Genomic DNA, 17,684 nt, shown 5'->3' with positions numbered 1-17,684 from the left:
CTCCCCCAACGCCCCCCGCGCCTGATCCGCCAGGGTGAAGAACCGCTCGCGCACCTCGGCCGCGAAGGGATTGTCGCGTTCGATGGCGCGGAAGACGGCGGGGCTGTCGTGGCGGACCATGTCCACCGCCTCCATCAGCCGGTCGAAACTGGCGGTGGTCATACGGGTCGGCAGGGGCTCCATGGCCAGAAGCGCACGGGCGATCAGATGGGTCAGGCCTTGGACCACGGCCGCCTCCCGGTCATGATCTTCGGGCGTGACCAGAAAGACCCTCAGCTTCAGGGCTTTCCGGCAGAAGGCGGCGACGCGGCGGGCGTCACGGTCGCCGCGTACCACGCAGACGGCGATCCTGAGCCCGGCGATCCCGGCCTTGCCGCTCTGGGGGCCGAACAGGGGGTGGGTTCCGACGACGCGCACGCCGGGCGCCAGCCTATCGTCCATCAGTCGCGCGGGCTTCACCTTGACCGAACCGACGTCGAGGACCAGGGCGCCCGGCGCCAGATGGGGGCCCATGGCGGCCAGGGTCGCCTCCAGCGCCTCGACCGGCACGGCCAGGATCACCGTCGGACAGGCGGCGGCGGTCGCCAGATCGGTCAGGGTCGCATGGCCCTCGCCGTCGTTCGCCGCCGGATCATGGGCGTAGATGTCGAACCAGGGCGACAGATGCCGCGCCGTCAACCGCCCGAAGGCGCCGAAGCCGATCAGGCCGAGTTTTTCCCTCACAGCGTCTCCATGAACCGCACCGGCCGTCCGTGGGCCGCGCCGATCAGTTCGCCGTCCTGCATCACCACCCGGCCGCGCACGATCGTCGCCATCGGCCAGCCGGTGGCCTCGAAACCGTCGAAGGGGGTCCAGCCGCAGCGCGAGGCCTGCTGGTCGTGGGTGATCGTTCTCTTGGCCTTCAGATCGACGAGGGTCAGATCGGCGTCATAGCTGACGGCCATCCGTCCCTTGTTGGCCGTGCCGAACACCCGCTGGGCGCCGGCCGAGGTCAGGTCGATGAACCGCTCCAGGCTGAGCCGCCCTTGCGCCACATGGGTCAGCATCAGGGGCACAAGCGTCTGCACCCCCGGCATGCCGGACGGCGAGGCCGGATAGGGTTTGGCCTTCTCCTCCTTGGTGTGCGGCGCATGGTCCGAGCCGATGACGTCCGCCACGCCCTGCTGCATGCCCCACAGCCACAGAGCGTCCACATGCTCCTGCGACCGGATCGGCGGGTTCATCTGGGCATAGGCGCCCAGCCGCTCATAGGCTTCGGGCGCGGCCAGGGTCAGGTGCTGGGGCGTGATCTCGACGGTGGCGACATCCTTGTGGAAGCGCAGATACTCCATCTCGTCCCGGGTCGTGACGTGCAGCACATGGATGCGCGCGCCGGTCTCCTGGGCCAGGCCGACCAGGCGGCGGGTCGAGCGGATGGCGCTCTCGGCGTCGCGCACCTCGGGGTGGCTGGTCCAGTCGCCGGTGCGGGCCAGGCCCCGCCGTTCGACCAGCCGGTATTCGTCCTCGGAGTGGAAGGTGGCGCGGCGGCGCACGTTCGACAGAACCTTGCGCACCCCCTCGTCGTCGGCGATCAGCAGGTCGCCGGTCGAGGCGCCCATGAAGACCTTGACCCCGCAACAGCCGGGCAGCCGCTCCAGCTCGCCCAGATAGTCGGCGTTCTCATGCGTGCCGCCGACATAGAAGGCGTGGTCGGTCCACATCCGGTCCTTGGCCCGGGCCAGCTTGTCGGCCATGGTGTCCGGGTCGGTGGTGTTGGGATTGGTGTTCGGCATTTCGAACACGGCGACGACCCCGCCCAGGGCCGCCGCGCGGCTGCCCGTCTCCAGGTCTTCCTTCCACTCCAGGCCGGGTTCGCGGAAATGGACCTGGGTGTCGATGACGCCGGGCAGGACGGTCAGGCCCGTCGCGTCGAAAGTCTCTCCGGCCGAGGCCTGGGACAGGTCGCCGATGAAGGCGATCTTGCCGTCGATGACGCCGACGTCGGCCATGCCCCGCCCCGCATGGTTGGCCACCTCGCCGCCGCGGACGATCAGGTCATAGGTCTGGGTCATGGGGCGGGCTCCTGACTATTCATCACCGTCATCCTCGGGCTTGACCCGAGGATCGGACCGTCCGCGTCACGGCAGAAGACGCATGGGCTGTGTGCTTCTACCGGAAGGCGCCCCGTGTGCGGAACCCTCGATCCTCGGGTCGAGCCCGAGGATGACGGCGGTGTGGGTCAGCCCCGCTCCTTCAACACCCTTTGCGCCGCCTTCAGCACCCGCTCCCACGGCAGGTCCATCATATGCTGGATGGCCTGGTTCAGCCGGGGGTCCAGGGTCTTGAACTCCGCAAACGATCGGGGCCCGCGCACCGTCACCCCCTTCCAGGGGCCGCGCCGCGTCTCGTCCGACGGGCCGAAGACCGCCACCACGGGCGCGCCCGCCGCCGTCGCCAGATGGGTCCAGATCGAATCCGCCCCGATATAGAGCCGCGCCTTGGACAGGGCCGCTACGGTCTGCAGCCGCGTCAGCTTTCCTTGCAGCTCGATCACCCGCGCGCGCGGCGCGGCATAGCGGATGGTGTGGGCCGCTTCCCGGTCGATCTCCTCGCCCACGATCATCAGACGCCCGCCCGCCAGGGGGCCGTCGTCGGCCAGGAGCTTGGTCGCCACCTTGGCGTAGCGTTCGGCCGGCCAGCGCCGCCCCATCCACTCCACCCCCGGCCCGACCGCCAATATGGGGCCGTCGCCGCCGGTCGCGGGGATCAGGGCCTCGACCTGGGCCTGGGTGATGTCGGAGACATAAAGCCGAGGGGACGGCGCCTCATGCGGCTCCAGCTTCAGCACGGCGGCGGCGGCCTCGACCGCATGAACGCCCTCGGAATCGCGCCCCCGCACCGCCCGCTTCTGGCGCCTCAGCTTGCCCGACAGGGTCGAGCCGCGCATGTCCACGACCAGACCCCAGTGGGTCCCCCGCACCTGGTTCCAAAGGGCGATCCAGTCGAACCGCCCCTCGCGCTCCAGCACCAGCAGCCGTTCCAGCCGGGGGGTGTCGGCGAACAGGGGCGCGCTGGCGGCCGATCCCACCACGGTGAAGACGGCGTTGGGCAGGCTCTCCACCAGATAGGCGAGCACGCCCGAAGACAGGACGGCGTCCTCGGCGTCCGCCTCGGCGATATAGAGGATGGGAAAGCGCCCGATCATCCGTGCACCGTATAAGGGGATTCTCGCCGGGATTCAGCGCCAATCCCCAACTGCGGGTCTGCGCCTCGCCCACGGTTTCCCCGCAGGCCGCAATGGTTTAGAGCCCGGCCATGGTTCAAACCCCCGATCCGGCCGCCGTCGCCGCCCTCGAACGCTTCAAGGCTCAACGGGTCACGGCCCTCTATCGGCTGGACCTGATCGACCAGGGCGCGGTCATCACCTATGAGGACGGAACGCCCGTGGACATGGTCTCAGAGAAGACGCGGCTTCAGGCCCAGGTCGCCGACATGGACCGCCGCATCGCCCGGCTGGAGCGGTCGGTCGGTTGAGCCTGCCCCTCCTGCCCGACCGAGCTTGCGGCGCCTGCGTCGAATGCTGTCGGGCCATTCCGCTGAACCTGCCCGAACTGGCCAAGCCCACCGGCGAGCTGTGCGCCTATTGCGTCGAGGCGACGGGCTGTTCGGTCCATGCCGTACGCCCCCAGACCTGCCGCATCTGGTTCTGCCTGTGGCGGGTCGTCGAACTGTCCGACGACTGGCGGCCGGACCGCAGCGGGATCATCGTCCGCCCGGATGGGATCGAGGACGGGGTGATCACCCTGTACGTCCTGCGGCGCAGCGACTTCCTGGCCTCCGTCGACCTGTTCGCCACCATCGCCGGCTGGATCGCCGAAGGGGTGGAGGTGGCGCTCAGCGTCCCAGGCCCGGTCGGAACCTATCCCGCCCGCGCGGTCGTCACCGACTGGCTGCGCCCGGCCGTTGAGGAGGGCGATCCCGCCGACTTTCCGGATCGGCTGATGCGGTCGCTGGACCGGCTGGACCGGCATGATTTCCAGCCGGACGGGGTGGTCGCCCGCTACGCCGTGGTCTGACACCGCAGATTTTCCGTGCCGCCGCCTTATGCCCAGGCTCGGGCCTGCCTATCTAGGCGCCATGCCCGTCGTCCGCCTGTCCAGCCGCGCCCTGATCGCCGTCACCGGCCCCGAAGCGCGGCCCTTCCTGCACAATCTGCTGAGCCAGGACATCGAGACCCTGTCCGAAGGCGAACTGCGGTTCGGCGCCCTGCTGTCCCCGCCCGGTCGGCTGCTTTTCGACCTGTTCATCCTGGGCCAGGCCGAGGGCGTCCTGCTGGACGTCGCCGCCGACCGCCGCGACGCCCTGATCCAGCGGCTGTCGATGTACAAACTGAGAGCCAAGGTCCAGGTGGCCGCCGACGACCGCCCCGTCTTCGCCGCCTGGCCCGACGCGCCCACAGGCTTCATTCCCGACCCCCGAACACCTCTGATGGGCGGCCGCCTCTATGGACCGGCCACAGCCGACGCGACCGAGGCCGACTATGACCTGCACCGCCTGTCGGTCGGCGTGCCCGATCCGGCCGCCGACGCCCCCCAGGACAAGACCTATCCGATCGAGGCCGATTTCGACCTGCTGAACGGGATCGACTTCCACAAGGGCTGTTTTGTCGGCCAGGAGACCACCTCGCGGATGAAACGCCGGGGTTCGATCAAGAACCGCATGCTGGTCCTCGACTTCGACGGCCCCCCGCCCCCCTTCGGCGCCGAGGTGCTGAAGGGGGAGCTGCGCGCGGGCGAGGTGCTGTCGGGCCGAGACGGCTCGGCCATGGCCCTGTTGCGCATCGACCGTCTCGACGGCGACCTGACCGTCGAGGGCCGCCCGGTGCGCTTGCGTCGGCCCGCCTGGATGGGTCAGGACGTCCTCCCCTCCTCCACAGACTGAGACCCTTCCATGAAGATCGCCGACCAGATCGTCCTCGTCACCGGCGGCGCGCGCGGCGTCGGCGCCGCCGCCGTCCGCGCCTTCGCGCGTGAAGGGGCGCGCGTGATCATCAACTGGCGCGCCAGCGGCGAGGCCGCCCAGGCCCTGGCGGCCGAGATCGGCGATCGCGCGATCGCCCTTCAGGCCGATGTGACCGACCGCACCGCCGTCGACGCCCTGGTCGGCGCCGCACAGGCCCATTTCGGCGCCCCCGTCACCACCGTCGTCAACAACGCCCTGGACTACAGTTTTAACGGCGACGCCCGCTCACAGATGACCGACATCGCTTGGGACGAACTGGCGGCCCAGTTCTCGACCGTGGTGCGTGGCGCCCTGAACACTATCCAGGCCACGGCGCCGGGCATGGCCGCCGGTCGGTTCGGGCGGATCATCAACATCGGCACCAACCTGTTCCAGAACCCGGTCGTGCCCTATCACGACTACACCGCCGCCAAGGCCGCCCTGCTGTCGCTCACCCGCACCGCCTCGGCCGACCTGGGTCCGGACGGGATCACCGTCAACATGGTCTCCGGCGGCCTCTTGCGCACCACCGACGCCAGCGCCGCCACGCCGGACGCGGTCTTCGACCTGATCGCCGGAATGACCCCGCTGCGGTCGGTCACCACCCCCGAAGAATTCGCCGACGCCGCCCTGTTCTTCGCCTCCCCCTGGAGCCGCGCCGTGACGGGCCAGAACCTGGTGGTGGACGGGGGACTGGTCAGGGATTGATCTCACCAGACCTTCCCCCGCTTGCGGGGGAAGTGTCAGCTCGTCGAGCGGAGCGAGACGGCTGACGATGGGGGAAGTCTTCTTCTTCAAGTAAAACTTCCCTCTCCGTCGCTGGATCGCTTCGCGATCGACGCGACACCTCTCCCGCAAGCGGGAGAGGGTCTTGAACACCTCGAACAAACCGGCAACATCGCCGTATGACCGACTCACATGCCTCGGGCCGCTGCGGCTGGTGCGGGACCACCGACCCGCTCTACATCGCCTATCACGACACCGAATGGGGCGTGCCCGAACGCGACCCCCGCGCCCTGTGGGAGAAGCTGGTCCTCGACGGCTTCCAGGCCGGCCTCGCCTGGATCACCATCCTGCGAAAGCGCGAGGGCATCCGCGACGCCTTCGACGGCTTCGACCCCGAAATCGTCGCCCGCTATGACGAGGCCGACATCCAGCGCCTGCTGGGCGACCCCCGCATCATCCGCTCGCGCGCCAAGATCAAGGCCGCCATCCGCGGCGCCCAGATCTGGCTTGAGATGCGCGACAACGGAGAGGATTTCTCAGCGTGGCTCTGGTCCTTCGTCGGCGGCGAACCAATCCACACCCCCTTCGCCGACTATCGCCAAGCCCCGACCCAGACCGAACAGTCCGTCGCCATGGCCAAGGCCCTGAAGAAACGCGGCTTCAACTTCTGCGGCCCGGTGATCGTCTACGCCTTTATGCAGGCGGTCGGCATGGTCAATGATCACCAGACGACCTGCTTCCGTCACGCCCCGCTTCGTGCGATGGCGGGCCATGGCTAAAGCCCCCGCGAATCCGAAGGCCTTCCCCACCCTCGCGCTGGAGACCCTGCTGATCCAGCGCGTCAACGGCCCCGTCTGCGGCGTGGACGAGGCGGGGCGCGGGCCGTGGGCGGGGCCGGTGTCGGCGGCGGCGGTGATCCTGAACCCCGACGACCTGCCGCCGGGCATCGACGATTCCAAGGCCCTGACGGAAAAGCGCCGCGCGGCGCTGGAGCCCGAGATCAAGGCCCGCGCCGTCGCCTGGGGCGTCGGCTTCGCCTCGGTGGAGGAGATCGAGGAACTGAACATCCTGCACGCCACCGGCCTGGCCATGTGCCGCGCCATCGAGGCCCTGCAGGTCCAGCCGGTCGCGGCCCTGGTGGACGGCAACTATCGGTTCAAACTACCCTGCGAGATACAGACCGTGGTCGGGGGCGACGGCCTGTCCCTGTCGATCGCGGCGGCCTCGATCCTGGCCAAGACGGCGCGGGATCGGCTGATGATCGAGCTGGACGCCCAATATCCCGGCTACGGCTTTGCGGGGCACAAGGGCTATAACGCCCCCGTCCACCAGGCGGCGCTGAAGACCCTCGGCCCCTGCCCCGCCCATCGCCGAAGCTGGGGACCGATCAAGGCCTTGCTCGAAGAGGCCTGACCTCAGATGTGCATGAAGCCGCCCAGGAGGGCGCCCATCAGGGCGGCCACCGCAGCGCCGGCGATCATCATCATCCAGTGCGGCGGCGGGTTCAGGGCCGGTTCCGCCTCCGGTTCGACGGTCTCGACCGGCTCGGGCTCGCGGCGGCCGAACCGCTCGGCGTTGTGGGTATAGAGGCGCGACGTCATGCGATCCGCCGGAAAATCGGAAATGGGCTGATCCGTCACCCACGACTTGGGCTCGGCGGCCGGGCGCAAGCGATAGTCGTCTTCGCGAGCGGGCGTTCCAGTGTGTGTGACGGGCGGTTGCATGGACCCTCAACGGCGTCCGCCCGAGTCGGGTTCCCGCCCCGTCAGGCCGCCAGCGACAGATCCACCGGCCGGTCGGTGACCACGAACAGGTGTTCGACGTTCCTCAGCCGCCCCACCTGCCCCACCTTCTCCCCCTTGGGATTGTGGATGCCGATCCGGGCGCCGACGTAGCGGGGGTGGGCGATCTCCACGACCTGGACCCGTCCCCGCGCCGACAGCATCTCGACCAGGTCCTGACGGCTCAGATAGCCCTCGTCATTAAAGCTGACGATCAGGTTCGGCGCCTGGACGCGCTCGATCACCGACTTCAGGGCCGGGCCGATGCCGGGGCGGCTGTTGAAGGCGCTCTTGCGCGTCTTCACATCCACCCGCTTGTTGGCGATCCCATAGGTCTCGGGCCGGTCCCACAGCACCAGGCTTTCCCAGCAGTGATAGTTGGCCAGATAGGAATGCTGGTTATAGGGCGGGTCCAGATAGACCAGGTCCGCCTCCACCTGGTCGGCCATCTCGACCGCATCGCCTTGCGTCGCCCGGCACGGCGCCCCGACGCCCGGCAGGAGGTCGGGCAGACGCAGCTCCAGCGGCTTCAGGGCGCGCGGCGCCCACTGTTTCATATAGGCCATCTGCACCCCGGCGGTGCTGTCCACCCGATCCGCCGCCTCCATCAGACTGACCAGGACCACCGCCTTCAACTCGGGCTCCAGCTCCATCGCCTCGATCCGGTCGCGCACCGCGTCGATCCGGGCGCCGTTGTCGGGGTGGAAGTAGCGGGCGTCCCGGCAGAAGGTTTGGGTGAACCAGCCCGCCTCGGGCTTCACGGCCCGCAGTTCCGCCAGCACCGCCTCGGCCCGGTCGATCCAGACCTCTCGATCGGCCTGGACATAGGCCGTCGCCAGGGCGTGGGCATAGGCGTTGTGGTCGTTCGACCAGAGCTGAAACCCCTTGGCCTTCAGGGCATGACCGACCCGCGCCGTCCCTGAAAACAGGTCGCACACCCGCCCGCCCTGCGGGAGGACGCTCGCCACGGCGGCGCTCACATGGCCCAAGAGGGCGCGTTTGGAGCCGATATATTTGATCATCCGGGCCGCCGACTCATACCGCCACGGTAGCGCTCCGGCGCCTTCGCCGCCATCGCCGTCGCCGCCGATCCGCACCACGGAGCGAAAATCAGACAAGGCCGTCAAGGCCTTGGACGGATCGACCCGCTTTCGACGCCCCTGGGTCCGACGGCGCCCTATAGGACGTCTCAGGTCTTTGACATCTTTCGCCCCCGTCCAGCGCCCGGCTCAATCGGACAGATCGGACAGATCGGACAGATCGGACACATCGGACACCTCTTTTTCGTGTCCGACCGGGCCGCCTTCGGCGCGTTCAGCGGCCTTCGCGGCCGTCCTGGCCCGGCTCAATCGGACAGATCGGACACATCGGACGCTGTTTTTTTTCGTGTCCGATCCCGCCGTCTGCGGCCCGTTGACCGGACACAATGGACTCATCGGACTGTTTTTTCGCAGTCCGACGGCGCCTGATCCTCAGCCCTTCTTGCGGCCCTTGGCCTTGGCCGGCGCATGGGCCAGGCGCAGCAGATTGGCCGCCCCCGGCGCGCCGAACGGCGTGCCGGCCAGGATCAGAATGCGCTGGCCCGGCTCGGCCAGCCCATAGCGGACCGCGCTGTCGACCGCATCGTCGGTCACGGCCTCCAGCGAGTCCGGCTGATCCCCCAGCCGCGGCTCCAGCCCCCAGACCAGGGCCAGCCGCCGCGCGGTATTCGGATTGGGGGTCAGGACCAGGATCGGCTTCAGCGGCCGCTCGCGCGCCATCCGCCGCGCCGTGCCGCCCAGGGTGGTGAAGACCACCAGACAGCCGGTCGAGGGGGCGCAGGCCGCCATGGCCGCCGCCGCCACCAGGGCGTCGACGTCGTGTTCGTCCATGCCGGCGTGTTCGGCGCCCATCAGCTTGGGCCACATCGGGTCGCGCTCGACCCGCTCGATGATCCGGCTCATGATGCCGACCGACTCCAGCGGATAGTCGCCCGACGCCGTCTCGGCCGACAGCATCAGGGCGTCGGCGCCTTCGTAGACGGCGTTGGCGACGTCGGTCGCCTCGGCGCGGGTGGGGGCCGGGGCGCTGGTCATGGATTCCAGCATCTGGGTGGCCACGATCACCGGCACCCCGCGATTGCGCGCCGCCCGCACGATCTGCTTTTGCGCCACCGGCACGTCCTCGGGGTCCAGCTCGACGCCCAGGTCGCCGCGCGCCACCATCACCCCGTCGCAATAGTCCAGAATGGCCTCCAGATCGGCCACGGCGGCGGGCTTTTCAATCTTGGCCAGGCATGCCGCCTGGCCGTTCACGATCCGCTTCAGCTCGGCCATGTCCTCGGGCTTCTGCACGAAGCTCAGCGCCACCCAGTCCACGCCCTGGCGCAGGGCGAAGGCCAGGTCCTCGCGGTCCTTGGGCGTCAGGGCCGAGACCGGGATGACCGCGTCCGGCACGGCCACCCCCTTGCGGTCCGACAGTTTCGTGCCGCTCTCGACCGTCACATCGGCCCAGTCGTCGGTCCGGTCGCCGACCCGCAGCCGCACCCGGCCGTCGTCCAGCAACAGCAGCATGCCGGGGCGCAGGGCCTTGAAGATTTCGGGGTGCGGCATCTGCACCCGGGTCTCGTCGCCCGGCGTCGGGTCCAGGTCGAACCGCATCTTGTGGCCCGGCTTGACCGCGACCTCGACGTCCTTGAACCGGCCCAGCCGCAGCTTGGGCCCTTGCAGATCGGCCAGAACCCCCAGCGGCCGTTGCAGCGCCATTTCGGCGCCCCGCACGGCCTTCAGGGCGGCGGCGTGGTCCTCGTGCGAGCCGTGGCTGAAGTTCAACCGAAAGACGTCCACCCCCGCCTGGGCCAGGGCCTTGACCGTGCCGGGCGCGCGGCTGGCGGGCCCCAGGGTCGCGACGATGCGGGCGCGGCGGGCTCTGTTCATGACGGCGTTTCCTGCTGGTTTCTGGGCCGCCCCGCGGCGCGCGGCGGCGCCGATCCGGGACGATTTGCCCTCTTCTGCCTAGGAAACGTCAAGGGCGTAAGCCCGGCTTCCCTTCGGGAAACACGAGTTTACGGCCCCGAAACAGGAGTTTATCGCGCCGGATCGCTTCAGGCCGCCTTCGCTTCACCGATCAGCGCTTGAACCGGAATACGCCATTCGCGCGACAGGGTGCGGATTTGCGAAACGGAAAGGGCGCGCCGTCGGTTCAGCACCTCAGACGCCCGTGACCTTGACCCCAGCACGTCCGAAAGATCCGACTGGCTCAGCCCTTGGCGTTCCATGGCGAACCGGATCGCCTCGACCGGATCGCCGGTGGGCATAGGGAAATGATCTTCCTCATATTTCGCCAACAGCAACCCCAGCAGTTCGAACCGATCGCCAGCCTCGCTGCCAGGTTCGGGCGCGTTGTCGAAATAGGCTTCATAGGCCGCCAGAGCCTCCAGGTAGTCGGCCTCATCGCGAAGAATATGGATGTGCATGCTCATCTGCTCCTTCGCCTAGACGGTTTCCACGTCGATACGATCATACTCGGCGTGCGTGCCGACGAACTTCACCAACACCTGCTTGAAGGTGTAGGAAATCCGCACCACCACCCGATATTTGTTACCGCCGATATCGAAGACGACGCGGTTGTCGCCGACGAAGTCGGCGGAACGAAAATCATTCCTCACATCCTGCGGAGACCGCCAGTCGGCAGCCTTCGCATGATCATACCAACTCGTCAGCGGTCCCTTCGCCGACGGATGACGAGTCCAGAAGGCCTGGAGAGTCTTCCGGGCGACGACGTTCATCCTGCCTTATAGCTCGATCCCGTTATGGGAACAAGCGTCACTCGGTCGGGCAGTCGGCCACCGCGAACCCGTTCAGGTCGATGCAGCGGCCCTCGACCTTGGGCGTCGCCACCCCGATGACATGGGCCAGGGTCGGGGCAATGTCGATGGTGCGGATCGGCAGGAACCGCTCCTCGCCCGTCGCGCCGGGCCACCAGAACAGGATCGGCACCCGGCGATCATATTCCCACGGCGTGCCGTGACCGGCCAGGGTCGAGCCGACCCGCCCGCCCGCCGTGACGTTCTGGGCCCAGGCGAATTGGATGTCGGGCGAGCGCTCGGCCACGGTCGACAGGCGCATCCGCTCGCGCAAGCTCATCATCTCGGGCTGGCGGCTGTCCGGCAGGGGCTCGGCCAGCAGCCGGTCGCGGGTCTCGGCGAAGGCCACGTCCGGCAGGGCGCGCAGCAGCTCGACCGCCGCCTCGGCCACCTGGGTCCGCAGCGGATCGGGCAGAGACCGGTGCTGGGCGTCGGCGACCATCAGGCCGCTGCCCCCGACCTGAAGCGGATCGGCGCTGAGGTTGAATCGCGCCTTCAGCGCGTCGTTCACCCCTTGGATCGCCGCCATGTCGGCGCGGCGGGCGTGGGGATAGCCGTGGTCGTGCAGCCGCTCGACGAAGTCGGACCCGCCGTGGTCGGCCGTCAGCACCACCAGGACCCCGCCCGGAACCTGGGCCAGCCGATCCAGGAAGACGTCCAGGGCCGCGTCCAGCCGCAGCATCTGCTCGCACATCTCCGGTCCCTGGGTGCCGTACATATGGCCGATCCGGTCCGTGGCCGACAGGCTGACGCCCAGCATGTCGGTCGCCGACCCCTGCCCCAGCTTCTGGCTGTCCAGCAGATATTCGGCGGCCTGCAGCGTCGCCTCGTCCAGCAGGGGCGAGGTGTCGAACTTCAGGCCCGCCGGCGGCAGGGTCGAATGGAAGGTCTGGCCGCGAATGGTCCAGTCCCCGGCCAGGGCCCGGCACTGATCATGGGCGTAGTCCCAGGTCACCGGCGTGACGCTCATCCCCTGGCGGAAGGCGCGGTTGTAATCCGCCACCGGCGCCAGCTTGGCCTGCGCCGTCTCGCCGGGCTCGACATAGGTGGTCAGGCCGAAGTCGCCGGTGAACCAGAAGGCCTGGCCCTGATGGCCCGCCAGATTGATCGCGCCCCGGTCCTTGCCCGAGACGGCGACGACCTTGCTCTCGGGGCTCACGGCCTTCAGCCAGTCGCCCAGGGTCGTGGCGCGCAGTTGTTCGGGGCCCACCGGCCCGTTGTCGACGTCGTCGCGACCATTGGCCAGATGGTTCTGCGGCGCGGCCAGGCAATAGACCTCCTTGCCCGTCTTCGGGTCGATCCAGTCGTTGGCGGGAATGCCGGTCTCGGACGGATGCAGGCCCGTCAGGATCGTCGAGTGGCCGGGGCAGGTCTCGGTCAGGCCGTGGGTCTGATAGCCGTTGATCGACACCAGTCCCTGGTCCGCCATCCGTCGCAGGCCGCCGGTGTAGCGGCTGCGATACTGGTCGAACAGATTGGCGCTGAACTGATCCACCACGATGGTCACGATCAGCTTGGGCGGCGTCAGGGCCGCGCGGGCGGTCTGCGGCGCCGCCGTCTGGGCGGTCTGGGCCAGGACCGGACCGGCCGCCCCCAGCGACAGGGCGGCCAGGGCCGCCAGCGTGATGCGCGACAGGGACATGGGCTTACTCCGAAACAGCGTGGCTCAGCGTCTTAAAGGCCGCCGATGGCGATGGCGTGACAGCGGATCAGTGGGCCGGTCGGGACCGCAGCCGTCCCAGCTGATGCACGGCGACGGCGATAGCCCCGCCGACCATCACCCCGATAATGGCCGAGCCCAGCGCCGTCACCGCCCAGCTGATCACGCCGTGCAGCGGACCCGTCGCGGCGCCGACCGCATGGGCCAGATGCTCCAGCGGCTCGGCGGGCCAATGCAGCCCCAGCCGGTGCGATCCATGCACCAGAATGCCGCCGCCGACCCACAGCATCGCAGCGGTCCCGATGATCGACAGGGCGCTCATCACCACCGGCATCCCCTTGACCAGGCCGCGACCCAGGGCGCGAACCCCGCCGTTGGGGCGCTCGGCCAGATGCAGGCCGATGTCGTCCATCTTCACGATCAGGCCCACGACCCCATAGACGGCGACCGTCATGGCGACGCCGACCACCGCCAGAATGGCGGCCTGGGTCAGGATCGGCTGGGCCGCCACATCGGCCAGGGCGATGGCCATGATCTCGCCCGACAGGATCAGGTCGGTCCGCACGGCCCCGGCCACCGTCGCCTTCTCCAGCGTCGCCGCATCGCCCTCGTCCGAAGCTTCCTCTTCATGGCCGTGGCCGCCGAAGGCCTCCATCAGCTTCTCCGCGCCCTCAAAACACAGATAGGCCCCGCCGCACATCAGGATCGGAGTGATGGCCCACGGGGCGAAAGCGCTCAGCAATAGAGCCGCGGGCAGGATCAGCAGCAGCTTGTTGCGGAACGACCCCAGGGCGATCTTGCCGATGATCGGCAGTTCGCGGCTGGGCGACAGGCCGGTGACATAGCGCGGCGTCACGGCCGCATCATCCACCACCACGCCCGCAGCCTTGGTCGAGGCCTTGCCGGCCGCAGCCCCGACGTCGTCGATCGAGGCCGCCGCCATCTTGGCGATGCCCGCCACGTCGTCGAGCAAGGCGATCAAACCGGAAGGCATGCCAGAATCCCCAAGTTGCGCCGCGACAGGCGGTCGCACCTGGCCCTAGGGCGCGCCGCCGGATTTGTCGAGCGCCTCCGCACGACGACGAAAGCCCCGCCGGCGAACCGGCGGGGCTTCCATTCGAACGCATTTCCGATGTCGGTTTTTCTTAGAACTTACGGCCAACCCCCACAGAAACGACCCACGGGTCCAGATCCACATCGCTCTTCAGAGCGCCGTCGTTGACGTCGGCGTCGATATTGACCCACACCTTCTTGACGTCGACGTTCAGGCTCCACGGTCCCTGGATGCCGATGTCGGCGCCCGCCTGCAGGGCGTAGCCGAAGTTGTCGTCCAGATCGACTTTGAAGCCGTTCTTGTCCTCGCCGCTGTAGAACAGCATGTAGTTGACGCCGGCGCCGACATAGGGGCTGAACCGGCCCTCGGTCAGCGGGCGATACTGAAGGGTGACGACCGGCGGCAGGACCCAGGTCTCATGAACGGCGACGTCGGTCGTTCCGCCCTGGGCGCGGATCTCATGCTTGGTCGTGCCCAGGATCGCCTCGACCGCCAGGTGGTCGGTCAGGAAATAGGTGAAGCCCAGGGTCGGCATCACGCTGTCGCCCACATCGACGTGCAGGCCGGAGTCGGCGCCGGCGGCGGTCGTGATGGCGTTGTCGGCCTCGGAAAAGACATCCGTCACGCGGCCGGTGACGATCCAGTCGCCCTTCTTGGGCGCTTCCCAGACGGCGGTCTGGGCCATGGCCGGCGCGGCGAAGGCGGCGGCGGCGACGGCTGAGAGGATCAGGGTTTTCAGTTTCATCTTGCTCATCCCCGACGCCCGCTGCCGCCTCATGCGGCCTGTTCCGAGCGTCTTGAGGGGGGAGATGCGCCCCCTGCATCGGTCCGGCCTTGATCCAGCGCAAACCCATGCAGGGGTTGGACAATCTGTCCAGTCAGACCACCCGGGCGTGCCGCTTCTCGATGTCGACGGCGGCGGGATCAAAGGCGGCGCAGACCGCCCGCACGAACGGACGCCCCAGGTCCGTGACCGTCACCACAGACCCGCTGACCTCGGCCAGTCCGTCCAGCTGGAACGGCAGCAGCCGGGGCCAGGCGGCGTCCAGCTCGGCCAGAGCGCGCCCGTGTCGGCGCGCCAGATCCGCCACATCGACGGCGAAGTCGCACATCAGCCGTTCGATGATCTCGCCCACGAAGGCGTCGCGCGGATTCAGGGCTACGCCCCGTGCGACCGGCAGGTCTCCAGCCTCCACTGCGGCGCGCCAGTCTCGCTCCTGGGCGTGGTTCTGAACAAAGCCCAGCGGCGTGCGGCTGATCGACGACGCCCCCAGGCCGATCAGCACCGGCGCCTCGTCGGTCGTATAGCCCTGGAAGTTGCGACGCAGCCGGCCGGCCCGCGCGGCGGCGGCCATGGAATCGTGCGGCAAGGCGAAATGATCCAGTCCGATCGCCTGCCAGCCCTTCTGCACCAGATAGCGCGCCGCCGCCTGGCTCTGGGCGAAGCGCGCCTCGGCCCCAGGCAGATCGGCGTCCTTGATCAGCTTCTGATGCGACTTCATCCACGGCACATGGGCGTAGCCGAACAGGGCGATCCGGTCCGGCCGCAGGGTCGCGACCTGGGCCACCGTATTGACGACGTTCTCGACCGCCTGAAGCGGCAGGCCGTACATCAGATCCAGATTCAGCGAGGATACGCCTTGCGCGCGCAGGGCCTCGGCCGCCCAGCGGATGGTCTCGAAGGATTCCGGCCGGTTCACCGCCGCCTGAACCACGGGCGAAAGATCCTGCACCCCCAGGCTGGCGCGGCTCAGGCCGATGCGGCCGGCGGCCTCGATCCAGTCCTGGGTCAGGACTTCGGGGTCCAGTTCGGCGGCGATCTCGAAACAGTCGCCCAGGTCGAACCGGGCGGCCAGGCCGGCGAACAGCCGTTCCAGCTCTTGCGGCGGCAACATGTTGGGCGTGCCGCCGCCCAGATGGATCGAGCCGACCCTCAGGCGTCGGCCGTTCAGCCCGCCCATCCGGGCCAGGACCAGATCGGCCTCCTTCAGCAGCAGATCGACATAGCTGCTCATGGGGGCGACCCGGTTCATCGCCCGGGTGTTGCAGCCGCAGTACCAGCACAGCCGCTTGCAGAAGGGGATGTGCAGATACAGCGACACCGCGCGGTCGAGGGGCGCGGCCGACAGCCACGCCCCCCAATCGGCGGCCCCGACGGCGGGGGTGAACTGCGCCGCCGTCGGATAGGAGGTGTAGCGCGGCGCGTGGGCGTCGTAGCGGGCGATCAGCTCGCGCGTCGTCCGCACGTCGGCGCCGGCCGGGCTAGAGAGGGACATCGCCTTCTTTCGCCGCATCGACCGACAGGCCTTGATCGCCTTCGTCAAACAGGTGGAACTCGTGCCACAGGCCGTTCAGCACGCCGAAACCGACCGCCAGCCCGACACCCAGGATCCAGGAAAAATACCACATGGCTTGATGCTCCTCGGGTTCAGTACAGGTCGGGGTTGGTCTTGAGTGCGGCGACCGAGGTCCGGCCCCACAGCACCTTGTAGACCCAGCTGGTGTAGGCCAGCACGATGGGCAGGAAGACCAGGGTGCAGATCAGCATGATGAACAGGGTCACGTGGCTGGACGAGGCGTTCCAGACCGTCAGGCTGGACTGCGGGTCGATCGAGCTGGGCAGGATGAAGGGGAACATCGACAGGCCGACGGTCGAGATGATGCCGACGGTCGAGATCGACGACCCGCCGAAGGCCAGGGGCGCGGACCGCAGCCACATGCCCGACAGGCCGACCACCGCCCCGACGAAGCCCAGGGTGGGCGCGATCATCATCCACGGATAGAGCTTGTAGTTGTCCAGCCAGGCGCCGGGCGCGGCCTCGACCGTGGTGCGCAGCGGGTTGGAGAAGCCCTGGATGTCCAGGTCGCCCACGATCCGGTAGCCGACGTTGCCGAAGGCCATATACAGGCCGCCCGCAGCGAACAGGACGAGGGCCAGAAGGCCGGCGATCGTGCCGTACAGACGGGCGCGTTCCAGCACCGGTCCCTTTTCCGCCTTGACCGACAGCCAGGCCGCGCCGTGCAGCACCAGCATGGCCACCGACAGCAGGCCGGCGATCAGGCTGAACGGGGTGAAAAGGCCCAGCAGATTGCCGTCGTAGAAGGAGCGCAGGTCGCTATCCAGACGGAAGGGGGCGCCCAAGAGGACGTTGCCGACGGCGACGCCGAACACCAGGGCCGGCACGAAGCCGCCGATGAACAGGCACCAGTCCCAGAAGGACCGCCACTTGGGCGAGGGCCGCTTGGAGCGGTACTTGAACGACACCGGCCGCAGGATCAGGGCCGACAGGACCAGGAACATGGCCAGGTAGAAGCCCGAGAAGCTGACGGCGTAGACGAAGGGCCAGGCGGCGAAGATGGCGCCGCCGCCCAGGATGAACCACACCTGGTTGCCTTCCCAGGTGGCGCCGACGGTGTTGATCACCATCCGGCGCTCCTCGTCCGTCTTGGCGACGAAGGGCAGCAGGGCCCCGACCCCCAGGTCGAAACCGTCGGTCAGGGAGAAGCCGATCAGCAGCACGCCCAAGAGGGCCCACCAGATCAGGCGAAGGGTTGCGAAGTCGATTGGAAGATCCATGGTCGGATGTCCTCAGTCTGTCTGGTTCAGGCCACGGCCGGGGCGGCGACGGGGGTCGCGGG

Annotated in this window: 20 protein-coding genes; 6 read left to right on the top strand and 14 right to left on the bottom strand. The window is 68.6% G+C overall.

Features of this window, described 5'->3' with window-relative positions; translation table 11 throughout:
* From AC07XS_RS14820 to AC07XS_RS14810, 3 genes are all read right to left on the bottom strand, one after another.
* Window positions 1-723 (bottom strand): prephenate dehydrogenase (locus AC07XS_RS14820; RefSeq protein ID WP_182715029.1); only part of this gene is annotated, 723 nt, incomplete at its 3' end.
* On the bottom strand, window positions 720-2,051 hold the full coding sequence (locus AC07XS_RS14815; protein ID WP_182715028.1) for a dihydroorotase: 1,332 nt from the start codon (window positions 2,049-2,051) through the stop codon (window positions 720-722). The genes AC07XS_RS14815 and AC07XS_RS14820, both read right to left, overlap by 4 nt.
* A 167-nt stretch (window positions 2,052-2,218) precedes the next feature.
* A complete protein-coding gene (locus tag AC07XS_RS14810) occupies window positions 2,219-3,184 on the bottom strand; it encodes a glycosyltransferase family 9 protein (RefSeq protein WP_182715027.1) in 966 nt (321 codons plus the stop codon).
* 110 nt (window positions 3,185-3,294) lie between these two features.
* Here AC07XS_RS14810 and AC07XS_RS14805 point away from each other — a divergent pair, with 110 nt between their 5' ends.
* From AC07XS_RS14805 to rnhB, 6 genes are all read left to right on the top strand, one after another.
* On the top strand, window positions 3,295-3,513 hold the full coding sequence (locus AC07XS_RS14805) for a hypothetical protein (RefSeq protein WP_182715026.1): 219 nt from the start codon (window positions 3,295-3,297) through the stop codon (window positions 3,511-3,513).
* A complete protein-coding gene (locus tag AC07XS_RS14800; protein WP_182715025.1) occupies window positions 3,510-4,055 on the top strand; it encodes a hypothetical protein in 546 nt (181 codons plus the stop codon). The genes AC07XS_RS14805 and AC07XS_RS14800 overlap by 4 nt, the downstream gene beginning before the upstream one ends.
* A gap of 61 nt (window positions 4,056-4,116) precedes the next feature.
* Window positions 4,117-4,920 carry a CAF17-like 4Fe-4S cluster assembly/insertion protein YgfZ gene (gene ygfZ, locus AC07XS_RS14795; RefSeq protein ID WP_182715024.1) on the top strand — a complete coding sequence of 268 codons (804 nt, stop codon included), beginning with the start codon at window positions 4,117-4,119 and terminating at the stop codon, window positions 4,918-4,920.
* A gap of 9 nt (window positions 4,921-4,929) precedes the next feature.
* A complete protein-coding gene (locus tag AC07XS_RS14790; protein ID WP_182715023.1) occupies window positions 4,930-5,688 on the top strand; it encodes a 3-oxoacyl-ACP reductase in 759 nt (252 codons plus the stop codon).
* A 197-nt stretch (window positions 5,689-5,885) separates the two neighbouring features.
* The gene (locus AC07XS_RS14785; RefSeq protein ID WP_182715022.1) at window positions 5,886-6,485 is read left to right on the top strand and encodes a DNA-3-methyladenine glycosylase I; all 600 of its coding nucleotides are present in this window, start codon (window positions 5,886-5,888) and stop codon (window positions 6,483-6,485) included.
* The gene (rnhB, locus tag AC07XS_RS14780) at window positions 6,478-7,119 is read left to right on the top strand and encodes a ribonuclease HII (RefSeq protein ID WP_182715021.1); all 642 of its coding nucleotides are present in this window, start codon (window positions 6,478-6,480) and stop codon (window positions 7,117-7,119) included. The genes AC07XS_RS14785 and rnhB overlap by 8 nt, the downstream gene beginning before the upstream one ends.
* A 2-nt stretch (window positions 7,120-7,121) precedes the next feature.
* Here the strand turns inward: rnhB and AC07XS_RS14775 are convergent, their stop codons facing one another.
* The 11 genes from AC07XS_RS14775 to cydB all read right to left on the bottom strand — a co-directional run bounded on the left by AC07XS_RS14775 (window position 7,122) and on the right by cydB (window position 17,622).
* On the bottom strand, window positions 7,122-7,430 hold the full coding sequence (locus AC07XS_RS14775) for a hypothetical protein (RefSeq protein WP_152950749.1): 309 nt from the start codon (window positions 7,428-7,430) through the stop codon (window positions 7,122-7,124).
* A 41-nt stretch (window positions 7,431-7,471) separates the two neighbouring features.
* The gene (locus AC07XS_RS14770) at window positions 7,472-8,605 is read right to left on the bottom strand and encodes a DNA adenine methylase (protein WP_321208158.1); all 1,134 of its coding nucleotides are present in this window, start codon (window positions 8,603-8,605) and stop codon (window positions 7,472-7,474) included.
* 354 nt (window positions 8,606-8,959) lie between these two features.
* A complete protein-coding gene (pyk, locus tag AC07XS_RS14765) occupies window positions 8,960-10,402 on the bottom strand; it encodes a pyruvate kinase (RefSeq protein WP_182715020.1) in 1,443 nt (480 codons plus the stop codon).
* 167 nt (window positions 10,403-10,569) lie between these two features.
* Entirely contained in the window at window positions 10,570-10,947 is a 378-nt protein-coding gene (locus AC07XS_RS14760; RefSeq protein ID WP_182715019.1) for a helix-turn-helix domain-containing protein, read from the bottom strand.
* A 12-nt stretch (window positions 10,948-10,959) separates the two neighbouring features.
* Window positions 10,960-11,253: a type II toxin-antitoxin system HigB family toxin gene (locus AC07XS_RS14755; protein WP_182715018.1), complete on the bottom strand. Its 294-nt coding sequence runs from the start codon at window positions 11,251-11,253 to the stop codon at window positions 10,960-10,962.
* Between the two features lie 37 nt (window positions 11,254-11,290).
* Window positions 11,291-12,973: an alkaline phosphatase family protein gene (locus AC07XS_RS14750; RefSeq protein WP_182715017.1), complete on the bottom strand. Its 1,683-nt coding sequence runs from the start codon at window positions 12,971-12,973 to the stop codon at window positions 11,291-11,293.
* 67 nt (window positions 12,974-13,040) lie between these two features.
* Window positions 13,041-13,985 (bottom strand): DUF808 domain-containing protein, encoded by a 945-nt coding sequence (locus AC07XS_RS14745; protein WP_182715016.1) that lies wholly within the window; start codon window positions 13,983-13,985, stop codon window positions 13,041-13,043.
* A 151-nt stretch (window positions 13,986-14,136) separates the two neighbouring features.
* Window positions 14,137-14,799, bottom strand: a complete 663-nt coding sequence (locus AC07XS_RS14740; protein ID WP_228184534.1) for an OmpW/AlkL family protein — start codon at window positions 14,797-14,799, stop codon at window positions 14,137-14,139.
* A 124-nt stretch (window positions 14,800-14,923) separates the two neighbouring features.
* On the bottom strand, window positions 14,924-16,321 hold the full coding sequence (hemN, locus tag AC07XS_RS14735) for an oxygen-independent coproporphyrinogen III oxidase (protein ID WP_182715014.1): 1,398 nt from the start codon (window positions 16,319-16,321) through the stop codon (window positions 14,924-14,926).
* Window positions 16,308-16,454 (bottom strand): cytochrome bd-I oxidase subunit CydX, encoded by a 147-nt coding sequence (gene cydX, locus AC07XS_RS14730; protein WP_054766299.1) that lies wholly within the window; start codon window positions 16,452-16,454, stop codon window positions 16,308-16,310. The genes hemN and cydX overlap by 14 nt, the downstream gene beginning before the upstream one ends.
* Before the next feature lie 19 nt (window positions 16,455-16,473).
* Entirely contained in the window at window positions 16,474-17,622 is a 1,149-nt protein-coding gene (gene cydB, locus AC07XS_RS14725; protein WP_182715013.1) for a cytochrome d ubiquinol oxidase subunit II, read from the bottom strand.
* Window positions 17,623-17,684 lie beyond the last annotated feature (62 nt).

The organism is Brevundimonas sp. GW456-12-10-14-LB3 (genome assembly GCF_059424365.1).
Note: the sequence above shows the minus strand (reverse complement) of the source record. Positions and strands in the feature narration are given on the sequence as shown.